The 24,987-nt window shown below is 66.4% G+C and carries 20 protein-coding genes; 17 read left to right on the top strand and 3 right to left on the bottom strand.

Translation table 11 applies throughout. The annotated features are described in order from the left end of the window. The first annotated feature begins 9 nt into the window (after nt 1–9). From murD to lpxC, 9 genes are all read left to right on the top strand, one after another. Nucleotides 10–1,359, top strand: coding sequence for a UDP-N-acetylmuramoyl-L-alanine--D-glutamate ligase (gene murD / locus VL129_RS11900; RefSeq protein WP_325413032.1), 1,350 nt, complete (start codon nt 10–12; stop codon nt 1,357–1,359). Beyond that, a complete protein-coding gene (gene ftsW, locus VL129_RS11895) occupies nt 1,356–2,561 on the top strand; it encodes a putative lipid II flippase FtsW (protein WP_325413031.1) in 1,206 nt (401 codons plus the stop codon). The genes murD and ftsW overlap by 4 nt, the downstream gene beginning before the upstream one ends. Next, complete coding sequence (gene murG, locus VL129_RS11890) at nt 2,551–3,621, top strand: undecaprenyldiphospho-muramoylpentapeptide beta-N-acetylglucosaminyltransferase (protein ID WP_325413030.1); 1,071 nt, start codon at nt 2,551–2,553, stop codon at nt 3,619–3,621. Before ftsW ends, murG begins: the two co-directional genes overlap by 11 nt. Before the next feature lie 34 nt (nt 3,622–3,655). Further along, nucleotides 3,656–5,065 carry a UDP-N-acetylmuramate--L-alanine ligase gene (gene murC / locus VL129_RS11885; protein ID WP_325413043.1) on the top strand — a complete coding sequence of 470 codons (1,410 nt, stop codon included), beginning with the start codon at nt 3,656–3,658 and terminating at the stop codon, nt 5,063–5,065. Beyond that, a complete protein-coding gene (locus VL129_RS11880) occupies nt 5,062–6,009 on the top strand; it encodes a D-alanine--D-alanine ligase (protein WP_325413029.1) in 948 nt (315 codons plus the stop codon). Before murC ends, VL129_RS11880 begins: the two co-directional genes overlap by 4 nt. Nucleotide 6,010: 1 nt before the next feature. Further along, nucleotides 6,011–6,880 carry a cell division protein FtsQ/DivIB gene (locus VL129_RS11875; RefSeq protein ID WP_325413028.1) on the top strand — a complete coding sequence of 290 codons (870 nt, stop codon included), beginning with the start codon at nt 6,011–6,013 and terminating at the stop codon, nt 6,878–6,880. Nucleotides 6,881–6,896: 16 nt separating this feature from the next. Then, the gene (gene ftsA / locus VL129_RS11870; protein ID WP_325413027.1) at nt 6,897–8,144 is read left to right on the top strand and encodes a cell division protein FtsA; all 1,248 of its coding nucleotides are present in this window, start codon (nt 6,897–6,899) and stop codon (nt 8,142–8,144) included. A gap of 48 nt (nt 8,145–8,192) precedes the next feature. Then, nucleotides 8,193–9,377 carry a cell division protein FtsZ gene (ftsZ, locus tag VL129_RS11865; protein ID WP_325413026.1) on the top strand — a complete coding sequence of 395 codons (1,185 nt, stop codon included), beginning with the start codon at nt 8,193–8,195 and terminating at the stop codon, nt 9,375–9,377. Nucleotides 9,378–9,485: 108 nt separating this feature from the next. Further along, a complete protein-coding gene (gene lpxC / locus VL129_RS11860) occupies nt 9,486–10,397 on the top strand; it encodes a UDP-3-O-acyl-N-acetylglucosamine deacetylase (RefSeq protein ID WP_325413025.1) in 912 nt (303 codons plus the stop codon). 225 nt (nt 10,398–10,622) lie between these two features. Here lpxC and VL129_RS11855 read toward each other — a convergent pair whose 3' ends face one another. Beyond that, nucleotides 10,623–11,084, bottom strand: a complete 462-nt coding sequence (locus tag VL129_RS11855; RefSeq protein WP_325413024.1) for a DUF721 domain-containing protein — start codon at nt 11,082–11,084, stop codon at nt 10,623–10,625. 78 nt (nt 11,085–11,162) lie between these two features. Here VL129_RS11855 and VL129_RS11850 point away from each other — a divergent pair, with 78 nt between their 5' ends. The 8 genes from VL129_RS11850 (at nt 11,163) to VL129_RS11815 (ending at nt 22,202) form a co-directional block, all read left to right on the top strand. After that, on the top strand, nt 11,163–12,083 hold the full coding sequence (locus VL129_RS11850) for a M23 family metallopeptidase (RefSeq protein WP_325413023.1): 921 nt from the start codon (nt 11,163–11,165) through the stop codon (nt 12,081–12,083). A 230-nt stretch (nt 12,084–12,313) separates the two neighbouring features. After that, complete coding sequence (gene secA / locus VL129_RS11845) at nt 12,314–15,052, top strand: preprotein translocase subunit SecA (RefSeq protein ID WP_325413022.1); 2,739 nt, start codon at nt 12,314–12,316, stop codon at nt 15,050–15,052. 111 nt (nt 15,053–15,163) lie between these two features. Beyond that, nucleotides 15,164–16,381, top strand: a complete 1,218-nt coding sequence (gene argJ, locus VL129_RS11840; protein WP_325413021.1) for a bifunctional glutamate N-acetyltransferase/amino-acid acetyltransferase ArgJ — start codon at nt 15,164–15,166, stop codon at nt 16,379–16,381. A 112-nt stretch (nt 16,382–16,493) separates the two neighbouring features. After that, entirely contained in the window at nt 16,494–17,129 is a 636-nt protein-coding gene (locus VL129_RS11835) for a glutathione S-transferase family protein (RefSeq protein WP_325413020.1), read from the top strand. 2 nt (nt 17,130–17,131) lie between these two features. Then, the gene (locus tag VL129_RS11830; protein ID WP_325413019.1) at nt 17,132–18,076 is read left to right on the top strand and encodes a Nudix family hydrolase; all 945 of its coding nucleotides are present in this window, start codon (nt 17,132–17,134) and stop codon (nt 18,074–18,076) included. A 104-nt stretch (nt 18,077–18,180) separates the two neighbouring features. Next, entirely contained in the window at nt 18,181–19,476 is a 1,296-nt protein-coding gene (locus VL129_RS11825; protein ID WP_325413018.1) for a sialidase family protein, read from the top strand. Continuing rightward, on the top strand, nt 19,473–20,069 hold the full coding sequence (locus VL129_RS11820) for a hypothetical protein (RefSeq protein WP_325413017.1): 597 nt from the start codon (nt 19,473–19,475) through the stop codon (nt 20,067–20,069). Before VL129_RS11825 ends, VL129_RS11820 begins: the two co-directional genes overlap by 4 nt. Before the next feature lie 96 nt (nt 20,070–20,165). Next, nucleotides 20,166–22,202 carry an LTA synthase family protein gene (locus VL129_RS11815; RefSeq protein ID WP_325413042.1) on the top strand — a complete coding sequence of 679 codons (2,037 nt, stop codon included), beginning with the start codon at nt 20,166–20,168 and terminating at the stop codon, nt 22,200–22,202. A 172-nt stretch (nt 22,203–22,374) separates the two neighbouring features. Here the strand turns inward: VL129_RS11815 and VL129_RS11810 are convergent, their stop codons facing one another. Beyond that, nucleotides 22,375–22,956, bottom strand: coding sequence for a cob(I)yrinic acid a,c-diamide adenosyltransferase (locus VL129_RS11810; RefSeq protein ID WP_325413016.1), 582 nt, complete (start codon nt 22,954–22,956; stop codon nt 22,375–22,377). Nucleotides 22,957–22,961: 5 nt separating this feature from the next. Beyond that, nucleotides 22,962–24,968 carry an ATP-binding protein gene (locus tag VL129_RS11805; protein ID WP_325413015.1) on the bottom strand — a complete coding sequence of 669 codons (2,007 nt, stop codon included), beginning with the start codon at nt 24,966–24,968 and terminating at the stop codon, nt 22,962–22,964. Nucleotides 24,969–24,987: the final 19 nt, after the last annotated feature.

Raw genomic sequence — 24,987 nt, 5'->3', positions numbered from 1 at the left:
CCGTATGCCATGAGCCTGATCGCTTCCGACCAATTCCGCATCGTTGTCGGCCTCGGCAAGAGCGGCATGTCCCTGGTGCGCCATCTGGCGCGTCGGGGTTTGCCGTTTGCGGTGGCCGATACCCGTGCCGCTCCGCCCGAGCTGGAAACCCTGCGCCGTGATTTTCCGCAGATCGAGGTGCGCTGCGGCGCGCTGGACGTGGACTTCCTGTGCCGCGCCAGCGAGCTGCTGGTCAGCCCCGGCCTGGCGCTGGCTACCCCGGCACTGCAGCAGGCCGCCGCGCGGGGCGTGAAGCTGTCCGGCGACATCGAGCTGTTCGCGCGCGAGGCGCGGGCGCCGATTGTCGCCATCACCGGTTCCAACGCGAAGAGCACGGTCACCACCCTGGTGGGCGAGATGGCCGCGGCAGCCGGCAGGAAGGTCGCGGTGGGCGGCAACCTGGGCACGCCGGCGCCGGACCTGCTGGCCGACGACGTCGAGCTGTACGTGATCGAGCTGTCCAGCTTCCAGCTGGAAACCACCGACGTGCTGAACGCCGAGGTGGCTACCTGCCTGAACGTCAGCGAAGACCATATGGATCGCTACGCCGACCTGCAGGCCTATCACCTGGCCAAGCACCGCATCTTCCGTGGTGCCCGGCAGGTGGTGATCAACCGCGACGATGCACTGTCCCGGCCGCTGGTGGCCGACCAGTTGCCGTGCTGGACCTTCGGGCTGGGCAAGCCGGACTTCCGGGGCTTCGGCCTGGTCGAGGAAAACGGTGAGAAGTGGCTGGCCTTCCAGTTCGAGCCGCTGATGCCGGCCCGCGAGCTGAAGATCCGTGGCGCCCACAACCAGGCCAACGCGCTGGCCGCGCTGGCGCTGGGGCATGCCGTGGGCCTGCCGTTCGCACCGATGCTGGACACCCTGAAGACCTTTGCCGGCCTGCCGCACCGCTGCCAGTGGGTGCGCGAGCGCCGTGAGGTGAATTACTACGACGACTCCAAGGCCACCAACGTGGGCGCCGCGCTGGCGGCCATCGAAGGCCTCGGTGCGGACATCGACGGCCAACTGGTGCTGATCGCCGGCGGCGACGGCAAGGGCGCCGACTTTTCCTCGCTGCGCGGCCCGGTCGCGCAGCACTGCCGCGCCGTGGTGCTGCTCGGTCGCGACGCCGGCCTGATCGCCGACGCGCTGGGCGATGCCGTGCCGCAGGTGCGCGTCGCCAGCCTGGACGAGGCGGTGCAGCGCTGCGCGGAACTGGCCGAGCCGGGCGATGCGGTGTTGCTGTCGCCGGCCTGCGCCAGCCTGGACATGTTCAAGAACTTCGAGGAGCGCGGCCGTCTGTTCGCCGCCGCCGTGGAGGCCTTGCCAGCATGATGACCTTCCTGCGCCCGTCGCCATCACCGCTGTTCAGCCGCCGCGGAGTCGATCTCGACCTGCCGCTGCTGCTGGGCTGTCTGGTGCTGCTCGGGCTCGGGCTGGTGATGGTCACCTCGGCGTCGTCGGAAGTGGCCGCCGCGCAGGCGGGCGGGGCGCTGCACTATGGTGTCCGCCAGGCCAGCTTCCTGCTTATCGGCCTGCTGGCCGGCGTCGTGGTGCTGATGGTGCCGGTGGCGACCTGGCAGCGCCTCGGCTGGGTCCTGCTGGCGGCGGCCTTCCTGCTCTTGCTGCTGGTGTTGCTGGTGGGTCGCGAGATCAACGGTTCGATCCGCTGGATTCATCTGGGCCCGCTGAACTTGCAGGCCTCCGAGTTGGCCAAGGTGTTCGTGGTGGTCTATCTGGCCGGCTACCTGGTGCGTCGTCAGGAAGAGGTGCGCGAAAGCTGGAGCGGCTTCCTCAAGCCCATCGCCGTGCTGATCCCCATGGCCGTGCTGCTGCTGCTGGAGCCGGACTTCGGCGCCACCGTGGTGCTGCTGGGCGCGGCGGCCGGCATGCTGTTCCTTGGCGGTGTCGGCCTGGTGCGCTTCGGCCTGTCCGCCGGGCTGGCCTTCGGCGTGGTCTGGCTGCTGGTCAAGACCCAGCCGTACCGGGTGGCGCGCCTGACCACCTTCACCGATCCCTGGTCCGACCAGTTCGGTGCCGGCTACCAGCTGACCCAGGCGCTGATCGCCTTCGGCCGTGGCGAATGGTTCGGCGTCGGCCTGGGCAACAGCATCCAGAAGCAGTTCTACCTGCCCGAGGCGCATACCGATTTCGTGTTCGCCATCCTCGCCGAGGAGCTGGGCATGATCGGCGCGCTGGCGACCCTGGCGCTGCTGGTGTTCGTCTGCCTGCGTGCGCTGTACATCGGTCTGTGGGCCGAGCAGGCCAAACAGCATTTCGCCGCCTATGTGGCCTACGGCCTGGCGATCCTGTGGATCGGCCAGATTCTCATCAACATCGGCGTGAACGTCGGCCTGCTGCCGACCAAGGGCCTGACCCTGCCGTTTCTCAGCTACGGCGGCAGTTCCCTGATGATCTGCTGCGTCAGCCTGGCGATGCTGCTGCGCATCGACTGGGAGCGCCGGCAACTGCTGGGCGGGGACGAAGAATTCAGCGAGACGGAGCTTGCCGAGGAGGAAGTACGACATGCCCGGTAATGTCCTGATCATGGCCGGCGGCACCGGAGGACATGTGTTCCCGGCGCTGGCCTGCGCGCGCGAGTTCCAGGCGCGCGGCTACCGTGTGCACTGGCTGGGCACGCCGCGTGGTATCGAGAACCGCCTGGTGCCGGAAGCCGGCCTGCCGCTGCACCTGATCCAGGTCGGCGGGTTGCGCGGCAAGGGCCTGAAGGCGTTGCTCAAGGCGCCGTTCGAGATCTTCGGCGCGCTGCTGCAGGCACGGCGCATCGTGCGCGAGCTGCAGCCGGTCTGCGTGCTGGGCATGGGCGGCTATGTCACCGGCCCGGGTGGCCTGGCCGCGCGCCTGGCCGGTGTGCCGTTGATCATCCACGAGCAGAACGCCGTGGCCGGCACCGCCAATCGCCTGCTGGCGCGCTTCGCCCGGCGCATCTGCGAGGCCTTTCCGAATACCTTCCCGGCCAGCGCCAAGCGCCGTACCACCGGCAATCCGGTGCGCAGCGAAGTCTTCGCCGTGCCGGCGCGCGCCGCGCTGCTCGGTCGTCAGGCCAACCTGCTGGTGCTCGGCGGCAGCCTGGGCGCCGAGCCGCTGAACAAGCTGGTTCCGGCGGCGCTGTCGCACCTGCTGGACGCCGAGCGGCCCGCCGTGGTGCACCAGACCGGCGCCGCGCATGCCGAGATCACCCAGGCCCGCTACGCCGAGGCCGGCGTGCAGGCCCACGTGGTGCCCTTCATCGAGGACATGGCCGGCGCCTACGCCTGGGCCGATCTGGTGATCTGCCGCGCCGGCGCGCTGACCGTCAGCGAGCTGGCCGCCGCCGGGCTGCCGTCCTTCCTGGTGCCGTTGCCGCACGCCATTGACGATCACCAGAGCCGCAACGCCGAATTCCTGGCACGCGAGGGCGCTGCCGTCCTGCTGCCGCAAGCCACTACTGATGCGGCCGGGCTGGCCGCGCAGCTCAACGAGGTACTGATGCAACCGCAACGACTCGAGGCCATGGGCGTCGCCGCCCGGACGTTGGCCAAGCCGCATGCCACCCGCGAGGTGGTGGATATCTGCCTGGAGGTGGCCCGTGGCTAAGTCGCCCGCCGCCGCCAAGGCTGAAGTACGGCGCATGCGTCGCATCCGTCGCATCCATTTCGTCGGCATCGGCGGGGTGGGCATGTGCGGCATCGCCGAGGTGCTGCTCAACCTCGGCTACGAAGTCTCCGGTTCGGATATCAAACCCTCGCCGGTCACCGCGCGCCTGGAAGGCTTCGGCGCCCAGGTGTTCATCGGGCACCACGCCGAGAACGTCGAGGACGCGGATGTGCTGGTGGTGTCCAGCGCCATCAACCACAGCAACCCGGAAGTGGCCCGCGCGCTGGAGCGTCGCATTCCGGTGGTGCCGCGCGCCGAGATGCTCGCCGAGCTGATGCGCTACCGCCACGGCATCGCCGTGGCCGGCACCCACGGCAAGACCACCACCACCAGTCTGCTGGCGTCGGTGTTCGCCGCCGCCGGCCTGGATCCGACCTTCGTGATCGGCGGCAAGCTGACCGCCGCCGGCACCAATGCCCAGCTGGGCGGCAGCCGCTACCTGATCGCCGAGGCGGACGAGAGCGACGCCAGCTTCCTGCACCTGCAGCCGATGGTCTCGGTGGTCACCAATATCGACGCCGACCACATGAGCACCTACGAGGGTGACTTCAACAAGCTGAAGAAGACCTTCGTCGACTTCCTGCACAACCTGCCGTTCTACGGCCTGGCGGTGCTGTGCATCGACGACCCGGTGGTGCGCGAGATCCTGCCGCAGATCGGCCGGCCGACCATCACCTACGGCTTCACCGAGGACGCCGACCTGCGCGCCGTCGACATCCGCCAGGAAGGCATGCGCACGCATTTCACCGTGCTGCGCGAGGGCAAGGCGCCCATGCCGGTCACCGTCAACATGCCCGGCGTGCATAACGTGCTCAACGCCCTGGCCACCATCGCCATCGCCAGTGACGAAGGCATCGAGGACGAAGCCATCGTCGCCGGCCTGGAAGGCTTCCAGGGTGTCGGTCGGCGCTTCCAGGTCTACGGCGAGCTGCCGGTGGATGGCGGCGGCGTGATGCTGGTCGACGACTACGGTCACCACCCGCGCGAAGTGGCGGCGGTGATCAAGGCGGTGCGCGGCGGCTGGCCGGAGCGCCGGCTGGTGATGGTCTATCAGCCGCATCGCTTCACCCGCACCCGCGACCTGTACGAGGACTTCGTGCAGGTGCTGGCCGATGCCAACGTGCTGCTGCTGATGGAGGTGTACCCGGCCGGCGAGGAGCCGATTCCCGGTGCCGACAGCCGCAACTTGTGCCACAGCATCCGCCAGCGCGGCCAGTTGGACCCCATCTACATCGAGCGCGGCAGCGAGCTGGCACCGCTGCTCAAGCCGTTGCTGCGCGCCGGCGACATCCTGCTCTGCCAGGGCGCCGGCGATATCGGTGGCCTCGCCCCGCAATTGATCAAGCACCCGTTGTTCGCCAAGGGCGAGGAGGTCGCGCAATGACCAGCGCACTGTTGTCCACCCACGATCCCCGCGATTTCGGCCGGGTCGCCGTGCTGTACGGCGGGCGTAGCGCCGAGCGCGAGGTGTCGCTGAAGTCCGGCGCGGCCGTGCTCCAGGCCCTGCGCGAGGCCGGGGTGGACGCCTTCGGCATCGATGTCGGCAGCGATCTGCTGGCGCGTCTGCAGAGCGAGAAGATCGACCGTGCCTTCATCGTCCTGCACGGTCGGGGTGGCGAGGACGGCAGCATGCAGGGTCTGCTGGAATGCCTGGGCATTCCCTACACCGGCAGCGGCGTGCTGGCCTCGGCGCTGGCCATGGACAAGCTGCGCACCAAGCAGGTGTGGCAGAGCCTGGGGCTGTCGACGCCCCGGCATGCCGCGCTGACTTCTGTTGAAGACTGCCATGCTGCGGCGGCCGAATTGGGCTTCCCGCTGATGGTCAAGCCGGCCCACGAAGGCTCCAGCATCGGCATGGCCAAGGTGGACGGCGTCGAGGCGCTGGTCGCCGCCTGGCGCGAGGCCAGCCGCTTCGACTCGCAGGTGCTGGTCGAGCAGTGGATCCAGGGTCCGGAATTCACCATTGCCATGCTGCGTGGCGAGGTGCTGCCGCCGATCGCGCTGGGTACCCCCAACAGCTTCTACGACTACGAGGCCAAGTACCTCTCGAATGACACCCAGTACCGCATCCCCTGCGGCCTGAGCGTCGAGAAGGAAGCCGAGCTGCGCGAGCTCACCGCTCGCGCCTGCGCGGCGGTCGGCACCCGTGGCTGGGCGCGCGCGGACGTGATGCAGGACCGCGACGGCCGCTTCTGGCTGCTGGAAGTGAACACCGTGCCGGGCATGACCGATCACAGCCTGGTGCCGATGGCCGCCCGTGCCGCCGGACTGGATTTCCAGCAACTGGTGCTGGCGATTCTCGCCGACAGCCTGGAGGCGCGCCTCTGACATGCTGACCTTCCTGCTTCGTCATCAGCAACCCGGGCCCGGCCGCAAGCCGGCGCCCCGGGGCGCCAGCCGTCCGGTGGTCCGGACGCCGCTGCGCGCGCGCTTGCCGAAGCCGGATTTCAGCGCGCTCAAGCGTTTCACCTGGCCGCTGCTGCTGGTGGCGCTGCTGGTTGGCGGCGTCGTGCTGTTCCAGCAGCTGCAGCCGTATCTGGATCGGCCGATCGCGCGCATCGGCATCGCCGGCAAGCTGACCTTCACCGCGCCGGAGCAGGTCGAGCGGGTCATCGAGCCCTACGTCAGTAGCCGTTTCTTCGGCGTGGATCTGGAAGGCCTGCGCGCCGACCTGGAAGCGCTGCCGTGGATCGCCCACGCCCAGGTGCGCCGGGTGTGGCCGGACGAGGTGGAGATCGAACTCAACGAATACCTGCCCATCGCCCGCTGGGGCGATGGCGCGCTGCTCAACAACCGGGGCGAGGCCTATGCCTTCGAGGCCATCGAGCGTTATCGGCAGCTGCCGCAGCTGACCGGGCCCGAGCGGGCGCGCCAGCGGATGATGCAGCAGTACCAGGTGCTCAGTCAGATGCTGCGGCCGCAGGGCTTCGCCATCGTGCGGCTGGAATTGCGTGAGCGGGGCAGCTGGTTCGCCACGCTGGAAACGAAAGACGGCGGGCAGCGCATCGAACTGCTGCTCGGCCGGGATCATGTGGTGGAGAAGGTCCGGCGCTTCCTGACCATCCACGACAAGACCCTAAGGGATCGGATTGCGAACATTGCGCGCATCGACCTGCGGTATGCCAACGGCCTGGCGGTGACCTGGCTTGCGCAGACCGATGCGGGCGCACGGGCCGCCACGGGCGGCGCCGTGAACTAAGGAGAAAGCGACAGCTATGTCTACTGTGCAGAGCGGCAAGATGATCGTCGGCCTGGACATCGGCACGTCCAAGGTGGTGGCGCTGGTGGGCGAGGTGCGCGAGGACGGCTGGTTGGAGATCGTCGGCATCGGCTCCCACCCGTCCCGGGGACTGAAGAAGGGCGTGGTGGTGAATATCGAATCCACCGTGCAATCCATCCAGCGCGCCGTGGAAGAGGCCCAGCAGATGGCGGGCTGCTACATCCACTCGGCGTACGTGGGGCTGGCCGGCAGCCATATCCGCAGCCTGAATTCCCACGGCATCGTGGCCATCCGCGATCGCGAGGTGACCCGTCCCGACCTGGAGCGGGTGCTGGACGCCGCCCAGGCGGTGGCCATTCCCGCCGACCAGCGCGTGCTGCATACCCTGCCGCAGGATTACGTGGTGGATAACCAGGAAGGCGTGCGCGAACCGCTGGGCATGTGCGGCGTGCGCCTGGAGGCCAAGGTGCATGTGGTGACCTGCGCGGTGAATTCGGCGCAGAACATCGAGAAGTGTGTGCGTCGTTGTGGCCTGGAAGTTGACGACATCATTCTCGAACAACTGGCATCGGCCTATGCGGTATTGACCGAGGATGAAAAGGAACTGGGTGTATGCCTGGTGGATATTGGTGGCGGCACCACCGATATAGCCATCTTCACCGAAGGTGCAATTCGTCACACCGCGGTTATTCCAATTGCTGGCGATCAGGTCACAAACGATATTGCCATGGCGTTGCGTACGCCAACCCAGTATGCCGAGGAGATCAAGATTCGGTATGCTTGCGCGCTTGCCAATTTGGCAGGTGCGGGTGAAACCATCAAAGTTCCCAGCGTGGGTGATCGCCCACCGCGGGAATTGTCCCGCCAGGCCCTGGCCGAAGTGGTGGAGCCTCGTTATGACGAGCTGTTCACTTTGATCCAGGCCGAACTTCGCCGCAGCGGATATGAAGACATGATTCCCGCCGGAATCGTGCTCACCGGTGGTACGGCGAAGATGGAGGGGGCTGTAGAACTGGCGGAAGAAATCTTCCACATGCCGGTACGCCTGGGAGTTCCGCACGGCGTCAAGGGACTGATCGATGTTGTGCGCAATCCCATTTATTCAACAGGCGTGGGCCTGCTGCTGTACGGTCTGAAAAAACAGGCCGAAGGCTTCGTCGTGTCGAGCCCGAGCATGTACGACGAAGAACCCAGTGTTTCTGTCCTGGAAAAGATGAAGCGGTGGTTCCAGGGCAATTTCTGAATAAGTGGTAGCAGTGGGCGATAAAGACGAGACGAGAGGAGAGGGATTATGTTCGAGCTAGTAGACAACGTGACGCCAAGTGCGGTCATCAAGGTCATTGGTGTGGGCGGTGGCGGCGGCAACGCGGTCAACCACATGGTGCGCAGCAGCATCGAGGGCGTCGAGTTCATCTGCGCTAACACCGATGCCCAGGCGCTGAAGAACGTGCATGCCCGCACCATCCTGCAGCTGGGTCGCAGTGTGACCAAGGGTCTGGGTGCCGGCACCAATCCGGAAGTCGGCCGCCAGGCCGCCCTGGAGGACCGCGAGCGCATTGCCGAAGTTCTGCAGGGCGCCGACATGGTCTTCATCACCACCGGCATGGGCGGCGGTACCGGTACCGGTGCGGCGCCGATCATCGCGCAGGTTGCCAAGGAGATGGGCATTCTGACGGTCGCCGTGGTGACCCGTCCGTTCCCGTTCGAAGGCAAGAAGCGCCAGGTGGTGGCCGACGAAGGCATTCGTCAGCTCTCCGACAGCGTCGACTCGCTGATCACCATTCCCAACGAGAAGCTGCTGACCATCCTGGGCAAGGACGCGTCGCTGCTGTCCGCCTTCGCCAAGGCCGATGACGTGCTGTGCGGCGCGGTGCGCGGCATCTCCGACATCATGCTGCGTGAAGGTCTGATGAACGTCGACTTCGCCGACGTGAAGACCGTGATGGCCGAGATGGGCATGGCCATGATGGGCACCGGCAGCGCCAGCGGCCCGAACCGCGCCCGCGAGGCCACCGAGGCGGCCATTCGCAACCCGCTGCTGGAAGACGTCAATCTCCAGGGCGCACGCGGCATTCTGGTCAACATCACCGCCGGTCTGGATCTGTCCCTGGGCGAATACTCGGCGGTGGGCGAGATCGTCAACGCCTTCGCCTCCGAACACGCCACCGTCAAGGTCGGCGCCGTGGTGGATCCGGAGCTGCGCGACGAGCTGCACGTTACCGTGGTCGCCACCGGTCTGGGTCCGCAGATGCGTCAGGAGAAGCCGGTCAAGGTGGTCGACAACAGCCAGGCGGCTCCGGTCGCCGCGCCTGCCCCGGCTGGCTCGGGCCGTGCCGAGCAACCGGTCAACTACCGGGATTACGACCGTCCGACGGTAATGCGCAGCACCGGCCCGTCCGCTGCCGCCAAGCAGAACCCCCAGGAAGATCTCGACTACCTGGACATTCCGGCCTTCCTGCGTCGCCAGGCGGATTGAGTAAATCTATAAGGAGCAAAGGATTGATTGGTGTTCACTTAAGGCCGGTTCTGCTATGATTCCGGCCTCATTTGACACGTATTCGCAATCCCAACAGCAGCCATTGCCATGATCAAGCAACGCACTCTAAAAAACGTCATCCGTGCCACTGGCGTTGGCTTGCACTCGGGGGAAAAGGTTTACCTGACCCTGAAGCCCGCGCCTGCGGACGCCGGCATCGTGTTCCGCCGTGTCGACCTCGATCCTGTCGTGGAAATCAAGGCGACCGCCGAGAATGTTGGCGAGACCACCATGTCCACCACGCTCTATAACGGCAGCGTCAAGGTGGATACCGTCGAGCACCTGCTTTCGGCCCTGGCCGGTCTGGGCATCGACAATGCCATCGTCGAACTGTCCGCGCCGGAAGTGCCGATCATGGATGGCAGCGCCGGTCCCTTCGTGTTCCTGATCCAGTCTGCCGGCCTGCAGGAGCAGGACGCGCCGAAGAAGTTCATTCGCATCAAGCGCGAAGTCACGGTTGTCGATGGCGACAAGCGTGCCACCTTCCGGCCCTTCGACGGCTTCAAGGTCGGCTTCGAGATCGACTTCGACCACCCGGTCTTCCATGGCCGGACCCAGACCGCCAGCGTGGATTTCTCCAGTACCTCGTTCGTCAAGGAAGTCAGTCGCGCCCGTACCTTCGGTTTCATGCGCGACATCGAATTCCTGCGCTCCCACAACCTGGCCCTGGGCGGCAGCGTCGAGAACGCCATCGTGGTGGACGAGCAGGGCGTGCTCAACGAGGACGGCCTGCGCTACGAGGACGAGTTCGTCAAACACAAGATCCTGGATGCCATCGGTGACCTGTACCTGCTGGGCAATAGCCTGATCGGTGAATTCCATGGCTACAAGTCCGGGCACGCGCTGAACAATCGCCTGTTGCGCAGCCTGCTGGCGCAGCAGGATGCCTGGGAGATGGTCACCTTCGACGACGTCAAGGATGCGCCAATCTCCTACATGCGCCCGGCCGCCGCCGTCTAACCACTGCGTTACTCTCTCTCCAAGAAAGCCACCTTCGGGTGGCTTTTTTCATGGGCGCGAAAAATCTTGCGGACGGCTAGTGGCGAACGGCCGGTCACGGACGGCAAGTTCTTGCCGGAAAGAGGAAGCAGCATGGCCATTCAGCGCTATGAGAAGGCCATCACTCCTGCGGCTTGATGGCTACTTGCCTGCATGGCGTTCTTCTTGCATGATCTCACTGCGCCATTATTGCGGGTCGGGTTTCTTGACGCGGCTGGCCAGGCGCAGGAGTGCGGCACGCAAGGTTGGATCGCTGATGGTTTCCGCCGTCTCACGCAGGTGGGACGAGGCGGTTGAAGAAAGTTGCAAAGCGTGACCTGGGTCACGTTGCGGGTTGGCTGGAGGTTGCACCTTGAAGAGGATTCTCGATAGGTTCGCGAACTCCTCCAGCTCTCTCAGCTGGCGCAGCAGGCGGGGTTGCTGATAGCGCAAGCGAGTGGCCCAGTGGCCATCGGTGATGATCAGCAGCAGACAGCCTTCGCGCCACGAGGCGATATGGCAATGCGGGCGTGCGGCGGGTTGCAGCTGGCTTTCCAGAAGCGCCTGCAGGCGGGCAAGTCGTTGGGCCTCGCCGAACAGCGCCTTGAGAGGTTTGGCGTCGCGTAGCAGCGCGGTGGGAGTCCGGGCCGGCAAGGGACGAAAAGTCATGGCAGGAAAGCCTGTAGTTGGCGGGGTCGCATGGTAGCAAATATGCCCAGCGGTCGCGGCGTTACCCAAGGGGGAGTTATGCAAATCATTCTGCTCGGTCAGCGTAATGGCGCGGCGCGTTCGCTCAATATCGACGCACGTCTGTTGTCGGCTGGCGCCGGCGTGCTGGCCGTACTTACGCTCGTTGGCGGCATCGCCCTGGGCGGTGTGCTTTACCCGCTTTACAGTGACGCGGAAGGCCGCATGGCGACCCACATGGAGGAGCAGCGCGCCAAGATCGCCGAGGCTCGCCAGGAGGCGCAGCGCCAACTCGACGCCTTCGGCGTACATATCGCGGAGATGCAGGCGCGCCTGACCCGCCTGGATGCCCTGGGTGAGCGCCTGACCGACCTGGCCAAGCTGGACAACCGCGAATTCGATTTCTCTCTCAGCGTGGGGCAGGGCGGTCCGGAAGAGCTGCTGGAAAACGCCTTCTTCGCGCCGCCGCCCTTCCTGCAGACGCTTGATGAGCTGATGGAGCGCCTGGACAGCCGCGAACAGCAGCTGGAAGTGCTCGAAGAGGTGCTCGCCGAGCGCGGGCTGAGCGAGGCCGGCAACGTCTCCGGCCGGCCGGTGACCCAGGGCTACCTGTCCTCGCCGTTCGGTCGTCGCAGCGATCCGTTTACCGGGCAGCAGCGCATGCACAAGGGGGTGGATTTCGCCGCCCGCGAAGGCAGTGATGTGGTGGCGGTGGCCGCCGGCGTGGTGACCTGGTCCGGTCGCAAGAGCGGGTACGGCACCATGGTCGAGGTCAACCATGGCGATGGACATGTCACCCTCTACGCCCACAACAAGGAAAACCTGGTGCGGGTCGGCGAGCTGGTGCAGCGTGGCCAGGTGCTCGCCAAGGTCGGCAGCTCCGGTCGCTCGACCGGGCCGCACGTGCACTTCGAGGTGATCAAGGACGGTCGCCAGGTGAACCCCTACACCTTCATCGCGCGCGCCAAGACCCAGAACTGAGTCGGCCGCCATCTGACAACCCGCCTCGACGGGTTGTCAGTGCGTTATTCGCGTTTCTGTCGGAATTTCACCCTCTTCTCCCGGGATTCACCGGCCTGGCGAACAAGCTGGACAAGGTCGCTTTCCTGATTCCCGATTCCGAGTAGAATGCCCTCTTCGTGCGCAGCCGCAGGTTGCGCGGGCGGCTGCCTGGTCGCCCTCCATTCAAATGTTTGGAAGAACCAGTCGATATGTTTGCGCCTCTCCTGAAAAAACTCTTTGGCAGCAAGAACGAGCGGGAAGTCAAACGCATGCTCAAGACGGTGAAAGCCGTCAATGCGCTCGAAGAGCAGATGCTGGCGCTTTCCGATGAGCAGCTGCGCGCCAAGACCGCGGAGTTCCGCGAGCGGCTGGCCAAGGGTGAGACACTCGATCAATTGCTGCCCGAAGCCTTTGCCGTGGCCCGCGAGGCCGGCAAGCGCGTCATGGGGATGCGCCATTTCGATGTCCAGTTGATTGGCGGCATGACCCTGCACGAAGGCCGCATTGCCGAAATGCGCACCGGCGAGGGCAAGACCCTGGTGGCGACCCTGGCCGTGTACCTCAACGCCCTGGAAGGCAAGGGCGTGCATGTGGTCACCGTCAACGACTACCTGGCGCGTCGCGACGCCAACTGGATGCGCCCGCTGTATGAATTCCTCGGCCTGAGTGTCGGCGTGGTCACGCCCTTCCAGCCGCCGGAGGAGAAGCGCGCCGCCTATGCCGCCGACATCACCTACGGCACCAACAACGAATTCGGTTTCGACTACCTGCGCGACAACATGGCCTTCAGCCTGGAGGACAAGTTCCAGCGCGAGCTGAATTTCGCGGTGATCGACGAAGTCGACTCCATCCTCATCGACGAGGCGCGCACGCCGCTGATCATCTCCGGTCAGGCCGAGGACAGCTCGCGCCTGTACCAGCAGATCAACCAGCTGATCCCGCAGCTCAAGCGCCATATCGAGGAAGAGGAAGGGGTCGTCACCCAGCAGGGCCATTACCGTATCGATGAAAAGACCCGTCAGGTCGAACTCAACGAGGAAGGCCACCAGTTCGTCGAGGACATGCTCACCGGCGCTGGCCTGCTAGCCGAGGGCGAAAGCCTCTACTCGGCGCACAACCTGTCGCTGCTCACCCATGTGTACGCTGCCCTGCGCGCCCACACGCTATTCAACCGCAATGTCGAGTACATCGTGCAGAACGGCCAGGTGCTGCTGATCGACGAGCACACCGGCCGCACCATGCCCGGCCGCCGCCTCTCCGAGGGCCTGCACCAGGCCATCGAGGCGAAGGAAGGACTGCAGATCCAGGCCGAAAGCCAGACCCTGGCGTCGACCACCTTCCAGAACTACTTCCGCCTGTACAAGAAGCTGTCCGGCATGACCGGCACCGCCGACACCGAGGCGTTCGAGTTCCAGCAGATCTACGGCCTGGCCGTGGTGGTCATCCCCACCAACAAGGACGTCGCGCGGATCGATTACAACGACCTGGTCTATCTCACCCAGGAAGAGAAGTACCAGGCGATCATCGCCGACATCACGGACTGCCGGGCCAAGGGGCGGCCGGTGCTGGTCGGCACCGCCTCGATCGAAAGCTCCGAATATGTCTCCCAGCTGCTGAACAAGGCCGGCATCGCCCACAACGTGCTGAACGCCAAGTACCACGACAAGGAAGCCGAGATCATCGCCCAGGCCGGTCGTCCCGGCGCGGTGACCATCGCCACCAACATGGCCGGCCGGGGTACCGACATCCTGCTGGGCGGCAACTGGGAAGTGGAAGTCGCCGCGCTGGAGACCCCCACCGAGGCGCAGATCGCGCAGATCAAGAGCGACTGGCAGAAGCGTCACCAGCAGGTGATCGAGGCTGGCGGCCTGCATGTGATCGCCTCCGAGCGTCACGAGTCCCGCCGCATCGACAACCAGCTGCGCGGCCGCGCCGGTCGCCAGGGCGACCCGGGCTCCAGCCGCTTCTACCTGTCGCTGGAAGACGGCCTGATGCGCATCTTCGCCTCCGACCGGGTGAAGAACTTCATGAAGGCGCTGGGCATGCAGTCCGGCGAGGCCATCGAGCACCGCATGGTCACCAACGCCATCGAAAAGGCGCAGCGCAAGGTCGAGGGTCGCAACTTCGACATCCGCAAGCAGTTGCTGGAATTCGACGACGTGGCCAACGAGCAGCGCAAGGTGATCTACCACATGCGCAACAGCCTGCTGGCCGCCGAAGACGTGGGCGAAACCATCGCCGAATTCCGCGACGAAGTGCTGGGCAACGCCATCAACCAGCACCTGCCGCCGCAGTCGCTGCCCGAACAGTGGGACATCAAGGGTCTGGAAGCCACCCTGCGCAGCGACTTCGGTCTCGATCTGCCGCTGCAGCAGTGGCTCGACGAGGACGATCACCTGCACGAGGAAAGCCTGCGCGAGAAGATCCGCGACGCCCTGCTGGCCGCCTACGCCGAGAAGGAAGCGCTGGCCGGCGCCGAGGCGCTGCGCACCTTCGAGAAGCAGATCCTGCTGCGCGTACTGGACGACCTGTGGAAAGACCACCTGTCCACCATGGACCACCTGCGCCACGGCATTCACCTGCGCGGCTACGCGCAGAAGAACCCCAAGCAGGAATACAAGCGCGAGTCCTTCAACCTGTTCCAGGAGCTGCTCGACAGCATCCGCCGCGACACCATCCGCGTGCTGTCCCACGTGCAGGTGCGCCGCGAGGATCCGGCCGAGGAAGAAGCGCGCCTGCGCCGTGAAGCCGAGGAGCTGGCCAAGCGCATGCAGTTCCAGCATGCCGCCGCCCCCGCCCTGGAGCCGGATGCGCCGCAATCCGAAGGCGAAGCTGCCGGCGCGGCCGCCGTGGCTGCGGTGCGCACCGAGCCGAAGATCGGTCGCAACGAGCCCTGTCCTTGCGGCTCCGGCAAGAAATACAAGCACTGCCACGGGCAGGTCCAATAGGGTCCGTCCAGAGTTCTACCAGCGCCGCGACCGGTTCTTCCGCTCGCGGCGTTTTTCCTTACACTGCAACGCCCGTTACGGCGTCATTCAATCTGATCTAGGAGCGCTTCCATGGCTGTCGGTCTTGGCCCTCTGCCCACCCTGCACCCGGTCCCCGGTTTCGAACTCGGCATTGCCTCCGCCGGCATCAAGCGCGTCGGGCGCAAGGATGTGGTGGTCATGCGCTGCGCCGAGGGTTCCCGCGTGGCGGGTGTCACCACCACCAACGCCTTCTGTGCGGCCCCCGTGCTGATCACCCGCGAGCGTCTGGCTGGCGACGTGCGCTATCTGCTGACCAACACCGGCAACGCCAACGCCGGTACCGGTGCCGACGGCCTGGCCAATGCCCGCCACACCTGCGCCGCGCTGGCCGCGCTGACCGGCGTGCCGGAAAGCGCCGTGCTGCCATTCTCCACCGGGGTGATCGGCGAGCCGCTGCCGGTGGCCAAGATCGAAGCGGCCCTGCAGGCCGCGCTGGACGACCTGGCCGAGGACCACTGGGCCGAGGCCGCCACCGGCATCATGACCACCGACACCCTGCCCAAGGGCGCCAGCCGCCAGTTCCAGCATGACGGCGTGACTGTCACCGTGACCGGCATCTCCAAGGGCGCCGGCATGATCCGTCCGAACATGGCCACCATGCTCGGCTACATCGCCACCGACGCCAAGGTGGCGCGCGCAGTGCTGCAGGATCTGGTGCGCGACGCGGCGAACAAGTCGTTCAACCGCATCACCATCGACGGTGACACCTCCACCAACGACTGCTGCATGCTGATCGCCACCGGCCAGGCCAAGCTGCCGGAAATCACCGAGGCCAGCGGCGAGCTGTTCGCCAAGCTCAAGCAGGCGGTGTGCGAGGTGTTCATGGAGGTGGCCCAGGCCATCGTGCGCGACGGTGAAGGCGCCACCAAGTTCGTCACCGTGCAGGTCAACGGCGGCGCCAACCACCAGGAATGCCTGGACGTGGCCTACGCCGTGGCCCACTCGCCGCTGATCAAGACCGCGCTGTTCGCCTCCGACCCGAACTGGGGGCGCATCCTCGCCGCCGTCGGTTATGCCGGCGTGCCGAACCTGGACGTAAGCCTGATCGATGTGTTCCTCGGCGAAGTCTGCATCGCCAGCCAGGGCTGCCGCGCGGCGACCTATACCGAGGCCCAGGGCGCGGCGGTGATGGCCCGCGAGGAAATCACCATCCGCATCGAGCTGGGTCGTGGTGCCTGCAGCGAGACCATCTGGACCACCGACCTGTCCCACGAGTACGTGAAGATCAACGCGGAATACCGCACCTGATCTGCACACGAGCAGGGTGGTGAGAGCCACCCTGGCTCGGCCTGAGTCAGTCCGTGCCCATTCTGCGCCGGGATGGGGCGAGCAACCCTCCCGGCGATTGTGAGGTGCTTCCATGTCCCTGACCCTGGTGATCGGCAACAAGAACTACTCGTCCTGGTCGCTGCGCGCGGCGCTGGCCCTGGAGCTGACCGGCGAACCCTACGAAGAACGACACATTCCTCTGCGTCGGCCGGATACCGCGCAACGCATTGGCGAGCATTCGCCCAGCGGCCGGGTGCCGGTGCTGCTCACCGATCTCGGTCCGGTCTGGGATTCGCTGGCCATCGGCGAATACCTGGCCGAATGCTTCCCGGAAGCCCATCTGTGGCCGCGTGGCGAGTACGCCCGGGCGGTGGCTCGTTCGGTGTGCGCCGAAATGCACAGCGGCTTTGCCGCCCTGCGCACGCACCTGCCCATGGATCTCCAGCGCCAGGCGCCCCTGGAGCGCATTCCGGACGAGGCCCAGGTCGATATCCGGCGGGTCTGCGCCCTGTGGCAGCACTGCCGCCAGCACTTCGGCGCGGACGGACCGTTCCTGTTCGGCCACGCCAGCCTGGCCGATGCCTTCTACGCGCCGGTGGCGGCGCGCTTTCACAGCTACCAGGTGGGCCTGCCGGACGAGGCGGCCGCCTATGTCGCCACCGTCTATCAATGGCCGGCCTTCCAGCGCTGGTACCGGGCGGCGCTGCAGGAAACGGAGACGATCTGAACGTGACACGCATTGCAGTGGCCGCCGCGGTGATTCGCGGCGGTGATGGCCGGGTGCTGATCGCCCGGCGCCCGCTGGACAAGCATCAGGGTGGGCTGTGGGAATTCCCCGGCGGCAAGATCGAGCCCGGCGAGACGGCCGAGGCGGCGCTCGGCCGTGAGCTGGAGGAGGAGCTGGGCATCCAGGTTCGTGCCGCCCGGCCGCTGATCCGCATCCACCACGATTATCCGGATAAGCAGGTGCTGCTGGATGTCTGGGAAGTGAGCACCTTCGACGGCGAGCCCCACGGCGCTGAAGGGCAGCCTCTGGCCTGGGTGCGCCCGCAGGATCTGCCTGCATACGAATTCCCGGCGGCCAATCGTCCCATCGTGGCGGCGGCGCGCCTGCCGCAGCAGTATCTGATCACGCCTGACGGGCTGGCGCCGGATGAGCTGCTGCGCGGGATGCGGTTGGCCCTCGAACGGGGCGTGCGTTTGGTCCAGCTGCGCGCGCCCGCGCTGTTCGATCCCCAGTACCGGGATCTGGCGCTGGATGCGCAGGGCCTCTGTGCCGGGCGTGCGCAACTGATGCTCAAGGGCCCCCTGGAATGGCTGGCCGATTTCCCGGCGGCGGGCTGGCATCTGACCGCGGAGCAGTTGCGCCGCTATGCGCCCAAGGGCCGGCCATTTCCTCGCGAGCGCTGGCTGGCTGCTTCCTGCCACAGCGCCGAGGAATTGGCGCTGGCTGGTCAGATGGGGGCGGATTTTGTCACCTTGTCGCCGATTCTGCCCACGCGCAGCCATCCCGAGGCCGAGCCGCTGGGCTGGCATCAGGCGGAGGGGCTGATCGAGCGTTGCACCTGCCCGGTGTACCTGCTGGGCGGTTTGACCCTCGAGCGGTTGCCCCAGGCGCAGGGGATCGGCGCGCAGGGCATCGCGGCCATACGAGGACTCTGGCCGCTGGCCTGATTCTTGTATCCGGCGCAGCCGATGCCCGGTGCCGCCAAAATGCCAACGATGTCAAGTCTGACGGCGCGCACCGAGACCGGATTGTCTCGCTCGATGGACCTGCCATGAATCAACTGAAATCCAAGCGGCTTGCCCAGCTACTGGGCGGTCTCGGCCTGGCGGCGATCTTTGCGTTCGCCTGGCAGGCCCGGCCCGCGCCGCAGCTCGCCGACTTTGCGCTCCCCGAGGTTCAGGTGCTGCCGCTGCCGGCCAACGAGGCGCCGGTGTTCGAGTCGCGCTTCGCCTCCTCGAACCTGAAGAACTTCGCCCACGCCTCGGCGATCACCGCCCTGCCCAATGGCGACCTGCTGACCGTCTGGTTCGCCGGTTCCCGCGAAGGCGCGGCGGATGTGCAGATTCGCGGCGCGCGTTTCGATGCCCGTACGGGCACCTGGGGCGAGGAGGTGACCCTGGCCACCCGCGAGGGTACCCAGCAGGGCCTGCAGCGCTTCGTCCGCAAGCTGGGCAACCCGGTGCTGGTGGTCACGCCCGATCAACGCCTGTGGATGTTCTACGTGTCGGTGTCCATTGGTGGCTGGGCCGCCAGCTCGATCAATGCCGTGTATTCGGATGACATGGGTGGCAGCTGGTCCACGCCGCGTCAGCTGGTGACCTCGCCGCTGCTGAACATCAGCACCCTGGTGCGTGGCGCTCCGGTGCTGCACGCCGATGGCTCCATCGGCCTGCCGGTCTATCACGAGTTCCTCGGCAAGTTCGGCGAGTACCTGCACCTGGATCGTGAGGGGCGGGTGCTGTCGAAGTCGCGCATCAGCGACGGTCGCTTCTCCCTGCAGCCGTCGGTGGTGCCGCTCGACCGGCAGCGCGCCATCGCCCTGCTGCGCCACTCGGGCGAAGACCGCCGCGTGCTGGCCAGTCGCACCGAGGACGCCGGACGCACCTGGAGCGAACCGATGCTGCTCGAACCGAGCAATCCCGACTCGTCTCTGGCGGCCATCGCCACGCCCCGTCACGGACTGCTGGTCGCGCTCAATGACCTGAAACAGGGCCGTTTCCGCCTCAGCCTGTACGGCACCGACGCTCAACTGCAGCAGTGGAAGCCGTTGCTGGACCTGGACGAGTCGCCCGACGAGGAGGGCGACCCCATCGAGGAAAGCAGCTACCGGCAGATCGTCGCGGAGCACTTCCTGAATTCCAACGGTGCCCAGGCCCAGGCGCGCCTCGACGATTTCCTGTCGAGCATCGACCACCGGGTCTGCTCCAAGGGCAAGTGCACCTTCACCTATGACTACCCGTACGTGATTCGCGGCGCGGATGGCCGTTACCACCTCGTCTATTCGTGGAACCATTCGTTGATCAAGCACGTGAGCTTCAACGATGCCTGGCTGGAGGAACAGCTGTGACGCTTGCTCTGTGGAACATGCACCTGTGCTTCGCACTGGCGATCTTCCTGCTGCTGCCGCTGCGCGGTCGCTCGCGGGCTATGCAGGGCGCCGTGCTGCTCGGCTTGCTGGCGCTGGGCTTCGTGCCGGTGCAGGGGCTGACCCTGGTGGCCTATCCGCGCGCCCTGGCTCCGGAAGTGTCCATCGTCACCCTGCTGGCGCTGGGCTGGGCGGCGCTGGTGCGCCTGGACCTGGCGCAGCCGTTGCCCGCCAACCAGCGCGTGACTCTGCGGGTTCTGTTTGGCGCGCTGGGGCTGTTCCTTTACCCTGCCGCGCTGGGCCTGGGGGCCTTCGACAGCTACCAGTTGGGCTTCGGCCCCCGCGCGCTGCTGGTGGCGCTGGGCCTGGTGGCCCTGCTGCTGCTTTACCTTGGCCACTGGCTGGCCACGGGCATGCTGGCGCTGGCCACTCTGGCGTTCGGCCTGGGCCTGCTGGAGTCGGAAAACTACTGGGATTACCTGCTCGACCCCTTCGTCGTCATCTACTGCTGGCTCGCCCTGCTGGTGAGTGGCATCCGACGGCTCTGGTCATCGCGTGGCCGCGCCCGGGCGTGACGGCCGTGCAATCCACGGCTCTGCCTGCGCAGGGCCTTGCTGTTTCTGGCCGGTCCATGCGGGCCGGTGATTCAATGTGCAACCCGAGGTGAAATGATGGATTGGCTGCAGTCCCGCCGTTTGCAGTACTGTTTCGGCGTCGTGGCAATACTCTTCCTGTGGTTCGCCGTCCTGCGGATGGTGTTCTTCTTCGGCTTTTCCGGCCTGGACAGTGGCGCGCTGACCGGCAACGCGGCGGTGCTCGAAACACTGGGTATCGGCCTGCGCTTCGACCTGCGCCTGGCCATCCTGCTGACCCTGCCGCTGGCCCTGCTGGCCTGGCTGCCGCGCTGGAACCTGGCCAGCCAGCCCTGGCTGCGCTGGTTGCCGCGCGTGTACCTGGCGCTGGCACTGGCCGTGCTGATGCTGGTGTACATCACCGACTTCGGCCACTACGCCTACCTGGGCGTGCGCATCAACGCCACGGTGTTCAATTTCCTGAAGGACGCGCAGATCTCCGCCGACATGGTCTGGCAGACCTATCCGGTGGTGTGGATCACCCTCGGCTGGCTGGTCTGCGTCGTCCTGCTGACCGTCCTGCTGGTGCGCCTGGAGCGCTTCACCCTGGCGCGCCCGGCCCGCGTGCTCAAGCGCTGGTCGCGGGTATGGGGCGGCGCACTGGTGGTGGTGGCGCTGTTCTTCGGTCTGCTGGGCCGGTTCGAGAACCTCAACCTGGAAAACCCGGTGCCGCTGCGCTGGAGCGATGCGTTCTTCTCCGGCGACAACCAGATCGCCTCGCTGGGCCTGAACCCGGTGCTGTTCCTCTACGACACCTCCAGGGTCAATCTGGCGCCCTATGACGAGGAGGCGGTGCGTCGCAGCTACCCGCTGCTGACCCAGTACTTCGGCATCGACGCACCGGACGAACAGAGCCTCAACCTGCGCCGTGTGCAAGGTCCGCAGCCCTACGCCTTCCAGGCCGAGCGCAAGCCCAACGTGGTGTTCGTCATGCTCGAATCCCTCGGCGCCAGCGCGGTGGGCCACCACGGCAACCCGCTGAATCCGACGCCGAACCTCGACCGCCTGGCCGAGCAGAGCTGGACCTTCAAGCACTTCTACGTGCCGGCGGTGGGCACCGCGCGTACCGTCTGGGCCAGCATCACCGGCATTCCGGACGTGTCGCGCGAGGAAACCGCCACGCGCAACCCGCTGATCCCCAACCAGCACACGCTGATCAATGACCTGAAAGACTACGAGCGCTTCTACATGATCGGCGGCAACGCCGGCTGGGCGAACATGAACGCCCTGGTGCGCCAGAGCATCGATGGCGTGCGCCTGTACGAAGAGAGCTTCTGGAAATCGCCGCATGTGGATGTGTGGGGCATTTCCGACCTCAGCCTGTTCAAGGAAGCCGATCTGCTGCTGCAGGCGGTGCCGAAGGACAAGCCGTTCTTCGCCTATATCCAGACCGCCGGCAACCATCGTCCCTTCACCATTCCCGAAGACAACGACGGCTTCCAGATCAGCGACCGCACGGAAGCGGAAGTGCGCGAGTTCGGTTCGGTGGTCAAGGCCCAGTACGAGGCCGTTCGCCTGCTGGACTTCAACATCGGCCGGCTGATGGAGATCGCCAAGGCAGGGGGCTGGTACGACGACACCATCTTCGTGATGTTCGGCGACCACAACACGCGCATCACCCAGTTGCCGCACATGCCGCCGGCCTTCGAAAAGCTGGGCATTGAGAGCAACCATGTGCCGCTGCTGATCCACGCGCCCAAGTACCTGTCGCCGCGGGTCATCGAGGAGGCGGTCGGCCTGTCCGACGTGCTGCCCACCGTGCTCGGCATGCTCGGCGTGGAATTCCAGAGCGGCACCATGGGGCGCGATGTGCAGCAGCCGACGCCGGAAGGCGAGCGGGTGGTGCCGATCATGCTGCGCACCGGCACCTTCCCGATCATCGGCGGCATCACCCGGGACTACCTGTTGCAGATGAACCACGACGGCAGCCAGCCGACGCTGCACGATTTGGCCTCGCCAACGCCCCTTGAGGACGTGGCGCAACAGCATCCGGAGGAGTTCGAGCGCCTGCTGAACCTGACTCGCGGCCTGTACGAAAGCGCGCGGCTGATGATGTACCAGAACGTGCGCGACTGACCCTTCGGGGTGATGTGCAAAAAGGCCGACAGCGATGTCGGCCTTTTTATGCGAAGCGGATGGCCTGATTTTGTAGGAGGGGGCTTTAGCCGCGACCGGGTGCGGCCTGCACGAAATGCAGTCGCGGCTCCTACAGGTTCCATCGGTCCGGTAGGTTGCGCAGCTTCGGAAATCAGCTTTCCGGCTTGGGCGCCGCCTGCCAGAGCACCTCGGCGATGCCCTGGCGCCGCGCGATCAACCGCGCGGCGACGAACAGCAGGTCCGACAGGCGGTTGAGATAGGCCAGCAGCTCGCCGCGCAGGGCTTCCTCGCCGTTCAGGGTCTGGCAGCGGCGCTCGGCCGCCCGCGCCGCGCTGCGGCACAGGTGGGCCTGGGCGATCAGCCGTGAGCCGCCGGGCAGGATGAAGTTTTCCAGCGGGCCGACCTCCTCGTTCCAGCGGTCGATGGCGTCCTCCAGGCGGGCGATCTCGGCAGCCGCCAATGCCTGGTATTCGGGCATCGCCAGCTCGCCGCCCAGATCGAACAGGCGGTGCTGGCAGGGCGCGAGCACCTCGCTCAGCTCACCGAGACCGGGATGACGCTCCTGCGCCTCGTCCAGCTCGGCCAGCAGCACGCCCAGCAGGCTGTTGAGGCTGTCCACCTCGCCCATCGCCTCGATGCGTGGGTGGTCCTTGGGCACCCGCCGGCCATCGGCCAGGCCGGTCAGGCCGGCGTCGCCGGTGCGGGTGTAGATCTTCGACAAGCGGTATCCCATATGGATCAAAGTCCCGAGCTGGTGGGCGGTTCGGCCAGCGGCAGGCGCAGGGTGAACTGCGTGCCCTGGCCGGGCATGGAGGCGACCTCCATCTGGCCCTTGTGGTTGTTGGTGATGATGAAGTAGGAAACGGACAGGCCCAGGCCGGTGCCTTCGCCGACTTCCTTGGTGGTGAAGAACGGCTCGAAGATGCGCTTGCGCACCGCCTCGGGCATACCCATGCCGTTATCCTCGACCTGGATTTCCGCCCAGGGGGGGCTCAGGCGGGTGCGTATCAGGATGCGGCCGTCGTCGCGCGGGTGAATGGCCTGGGCGGCATTCTTCAGCAGGTTGAGCAGCACCTGCTCCAGTTCGTTGGCAATGCAAGGCACCTTGCCCAGTTCGGTGTCGAAATCGCGCTCGATGCGCAGGCCCTTGAAGTCGAAACCTTCGCTGAGGTCGAAATCGTTGCCGGCGATCTCCACAGCCTGGTCGATCAACTGCGGCAACGAGGCCAGCGCCATTTCGCGATTGCTGCGCCGGCTGAAGCTGAGCATGTGGCTGACGATGCGCGAGGCGCGGCTGCCGGCCCCCTGGATGCCATCCAGCAGTCGAGGGATTTCCCGCGCATCGAGGTAACGGGTGACCGCTTCCAGATCGACCCCGCAGGCCTCGGCCTGCTGGCGGTTGCGCTCCAGCTCGGCGGACAGTCGCCGGCGGATGTTCTGCACGTTGTGCAGGATTGCGCCCAGCGGGTTGTTGATCTCGTGGGCCATGCCGGCGGCCAGGCCGCCCACCGAGAGCATCTTCTCCGACTGCACCATGGCCTCTTCCAGCGCCAGGCGCTGGGTGATGTCGTCGATGCGGATCACCACGCCGCGTCCGGCGCCGCCGGCCAGCGGATAGACCGTCAGCGTGTAGTGGCGCAGCTCGTCGCCCTGCGGCCAGGCGACTCGCTCGATGCGCTCCACCCGGTGCTGGTCGACGGCCTCCTGCAGCTGCGTCAGGTAGGGCTTGAGCTGCGGGAAGGCCAGCAGCACCGGCTGGTTGAGCGCCTGCTCCAGGCTGGTGCCGGACAGGCGCGCGGCTTCCTTGTTCCACTGGGTGACGAACAGGTCCTGGTCGAGGGCGATCAGCGCCGAGGGCATCGAGTCGATGATGCTGTTCAGGTAGTTCTGGAAACCGGTCAGCTGGCGCTCGATCTTGCCGCGCACCTGCACTTCCAGCTCCAGCTGGCGGTTGGAATGGCGGGTTTCCTCGGCCAGCGAGTGCGCGCGATCGAACGCCTCGCGGGCCTCGTCGCGGGTGCGCTTGAGCTGCTGCTCGCGGGCCTGCATGCGCGACAGCATGGTGTTGAAGGCTTCCGCCAGGCTGCCCAGCTCGTCGCGGTTGCCGGGGGGGGCGCGCAGGGCGTAGTTCTCCTGGCGGGTCACCTGGCGCGCCAGTTCCTCCAGTTCCCGCAGCGGCCGGGTCACCAGGCGGCGCACCTGGCGATCGATCAGCAGCCAGAGCAGCAGGCTGAGGGCGAGGATCACTGCGCTGGCGCTCAGCGTGCCGGTCCAGAACGCGCCCGGCAGTTCGCCAGTGGCCACCAGCAGCAGGTGTCCCGGCGGACCGGGCGGTTGGGGCAGCTCGGTCAGTTGGTGGGTGCGAAATTCGCCGCTGCGCCAGGCCTGCAGCTGGGCCAGGTGCTTGGGCAATTGCAGGGTGTCGTCCTCGCCGAACTGCGCCAGGCGGCGGCCCTGCCCATCGAACAGCGCGGCGGCGCGCAGCGGCTGGTAGGTCTGCAGCAGGTCCAGCAGCTCGGCGGCGGCCTGCGGCGAGCCGAGCGCCTGCTGGCTCAGGGCGGGCGTGGCTACCAGCTGGCCGAGGGTGTGCATGGCCTGCGGCGTGACGCTTTGCTGGGAGATCCAGTAGGCGGCGCTGATGAAGGTCAGGTTGGCCACCAGCAGCACGGTGGCCAGCAGCACCAGCAGGGCGGCGAGCAGTTTGCGGCCGACCGGCAGGTTGTCCAGGCGGCGTTGCAGGCGCATGGCGGGATTCGCGACGGAT

Source organism: Pseudomonas sp. (genome assembly GCF_035497915.1).
Lineage (GTDB): Bacteria > Pseudomonadota > Gammaproteobacteria > Pseudomonadales > Pseudomonadaceae > Serpens.
The sequence above is the reverse complement of the archived record's forward strand: the minus strand, read 5'-3'. Positions and strand labels throughout refer to the sequence as shown.

What these genes read in the sequence shown, in the direction of transcription:
- murD (WP_325413032.1), top strand. Translation starts at nt 10, where the DNA reads ATGAGCCTGATCGCTTCCGACCAATTCCGCATCGTTGTCGGCCTCGGC.
- ftsW (WP_325413031.1), top strand. Translation starts at nt 1,356, where the DNA reads ATGATGACCTTCCTGCGCCCGTCGCCATCACCGCTGTTCAGCCGCCGC.
- murG (WP_325413030.1), top strand. Translation starts at nt 2,551, where the DNA reads ATGCCCGGTAATGTCCTGATCATGGCCGGCGGCACCGGAGGACATGTG.
- murC (WP_325413043.1), top strand. Translation starts at nt 3,656, where the DNA reads ATGCGTCGCATCCGTCGCATCCATTTCGTCGGCATCGGCGGGGTGGGC.
- VL129_RS11880 (WP_325413029.1), top strand. Translation starts at nt 5,062, where the DNA reads ATGACCAGCGCACTGTTGTCCACCCACGATCCCCGCGATTTCGGCCGG.
- VL129_RS11875 (WP_325413028.1), top strand. Translation starts at nt 6,011, where the DNA reads ATGCTGACCTTCCTGCTTCGTCATCAGCAACCCGGGCCCGGCCGCAAG.
- ftsA (WP_325413027.1), top strand. Translation starts at nt 6,897, where the DNA reads ATGTCTACTGTGCAGAGCGGCAAGATGATCGTCGGCCTGGACATCGGC.
- ftsZ (WP_325413026.1), top strand. Translation starts at nt 8,193, where the DNA reads ATGTTCGAGCTAGTAGACAACGTGACGCCAAGTGCGGTCATCAAGGTC.
- lpxC (WP_325413025.1), top strand. Translation starts at nt 9,486, where the DNA reads ATGATCAAGCAACGCACTCTAAAAAACGTCATCCGTGCCACTGGCGTT.
- VL129_RS11855 (WP_325413024.1), bottom strand. Translation starts at nt 11,084, where the DNA reads ATGACTTTTCGTCCCTTGCCGGCCCGGACTCCCACCGCGCTGCTACGC.
- VL129_RS11850 (WP_325413023.1), top strand. Translation starts at nt 11,163, where the DNA reads ATGCAAATCATTCTGCTCGGTCAGCGTAATGGCGCGGCGCGTTCGCTC.
- secA (WP_325413022.1), top strand. Translation starts at nt 12,314, where the DNA reads ATGTTTGCGCCTCTCCTGAAAAAACTCTTTGGCAGCAAGAACGAGCGG.
- argJ (WP_325413021.1), top strand. Translation starts at nt 15,164, where the DNA reads ATGGCTGTCGGTCTTGGCCCTCTGCCCACCCTGCACCCGGTCCCCGGT.
- VL129_RS11835 (WP_325413020.1), top strand. Translation starts at nt 16,494, where the DNA reads ATGTCCCTGACCCTGGTGATCGGCAACAAGAACTACTCGTCCTGGTCG.
- VL129_RS11825 (WP_325413018.1), top strand. Translation starts at nt 18,181, where the DNA reads ATGAATCAACTGAAATCCAAGCGGCTTGCCCAGCTACTGGGCGGTCTC.
- VL129_RS11815 (WP_325413042.1), top strand. Translation starts at nt 20,166, where the DNA reads ATGGATTGGCTGCAGTCCCGCCGTTTGCAGTACTGTTTCGGCGTCGTG.
- VL129_RS11810 (WP_325413016.1), bottom strand. Translation starts at nt 22,956, where the DNA reads ATGGGATACCGCTTGTCGAAGATCTACACCCGCACCGGCGACGCCGGC.
- VL129_RS11805 (WP_325413015.1), bottom strand. Translation starts at nt 24,968, where the DNA reads ATGCGCCTGCAACGCCGCCTGGACAACCTGCCGGTCGGCCGCAAACTG.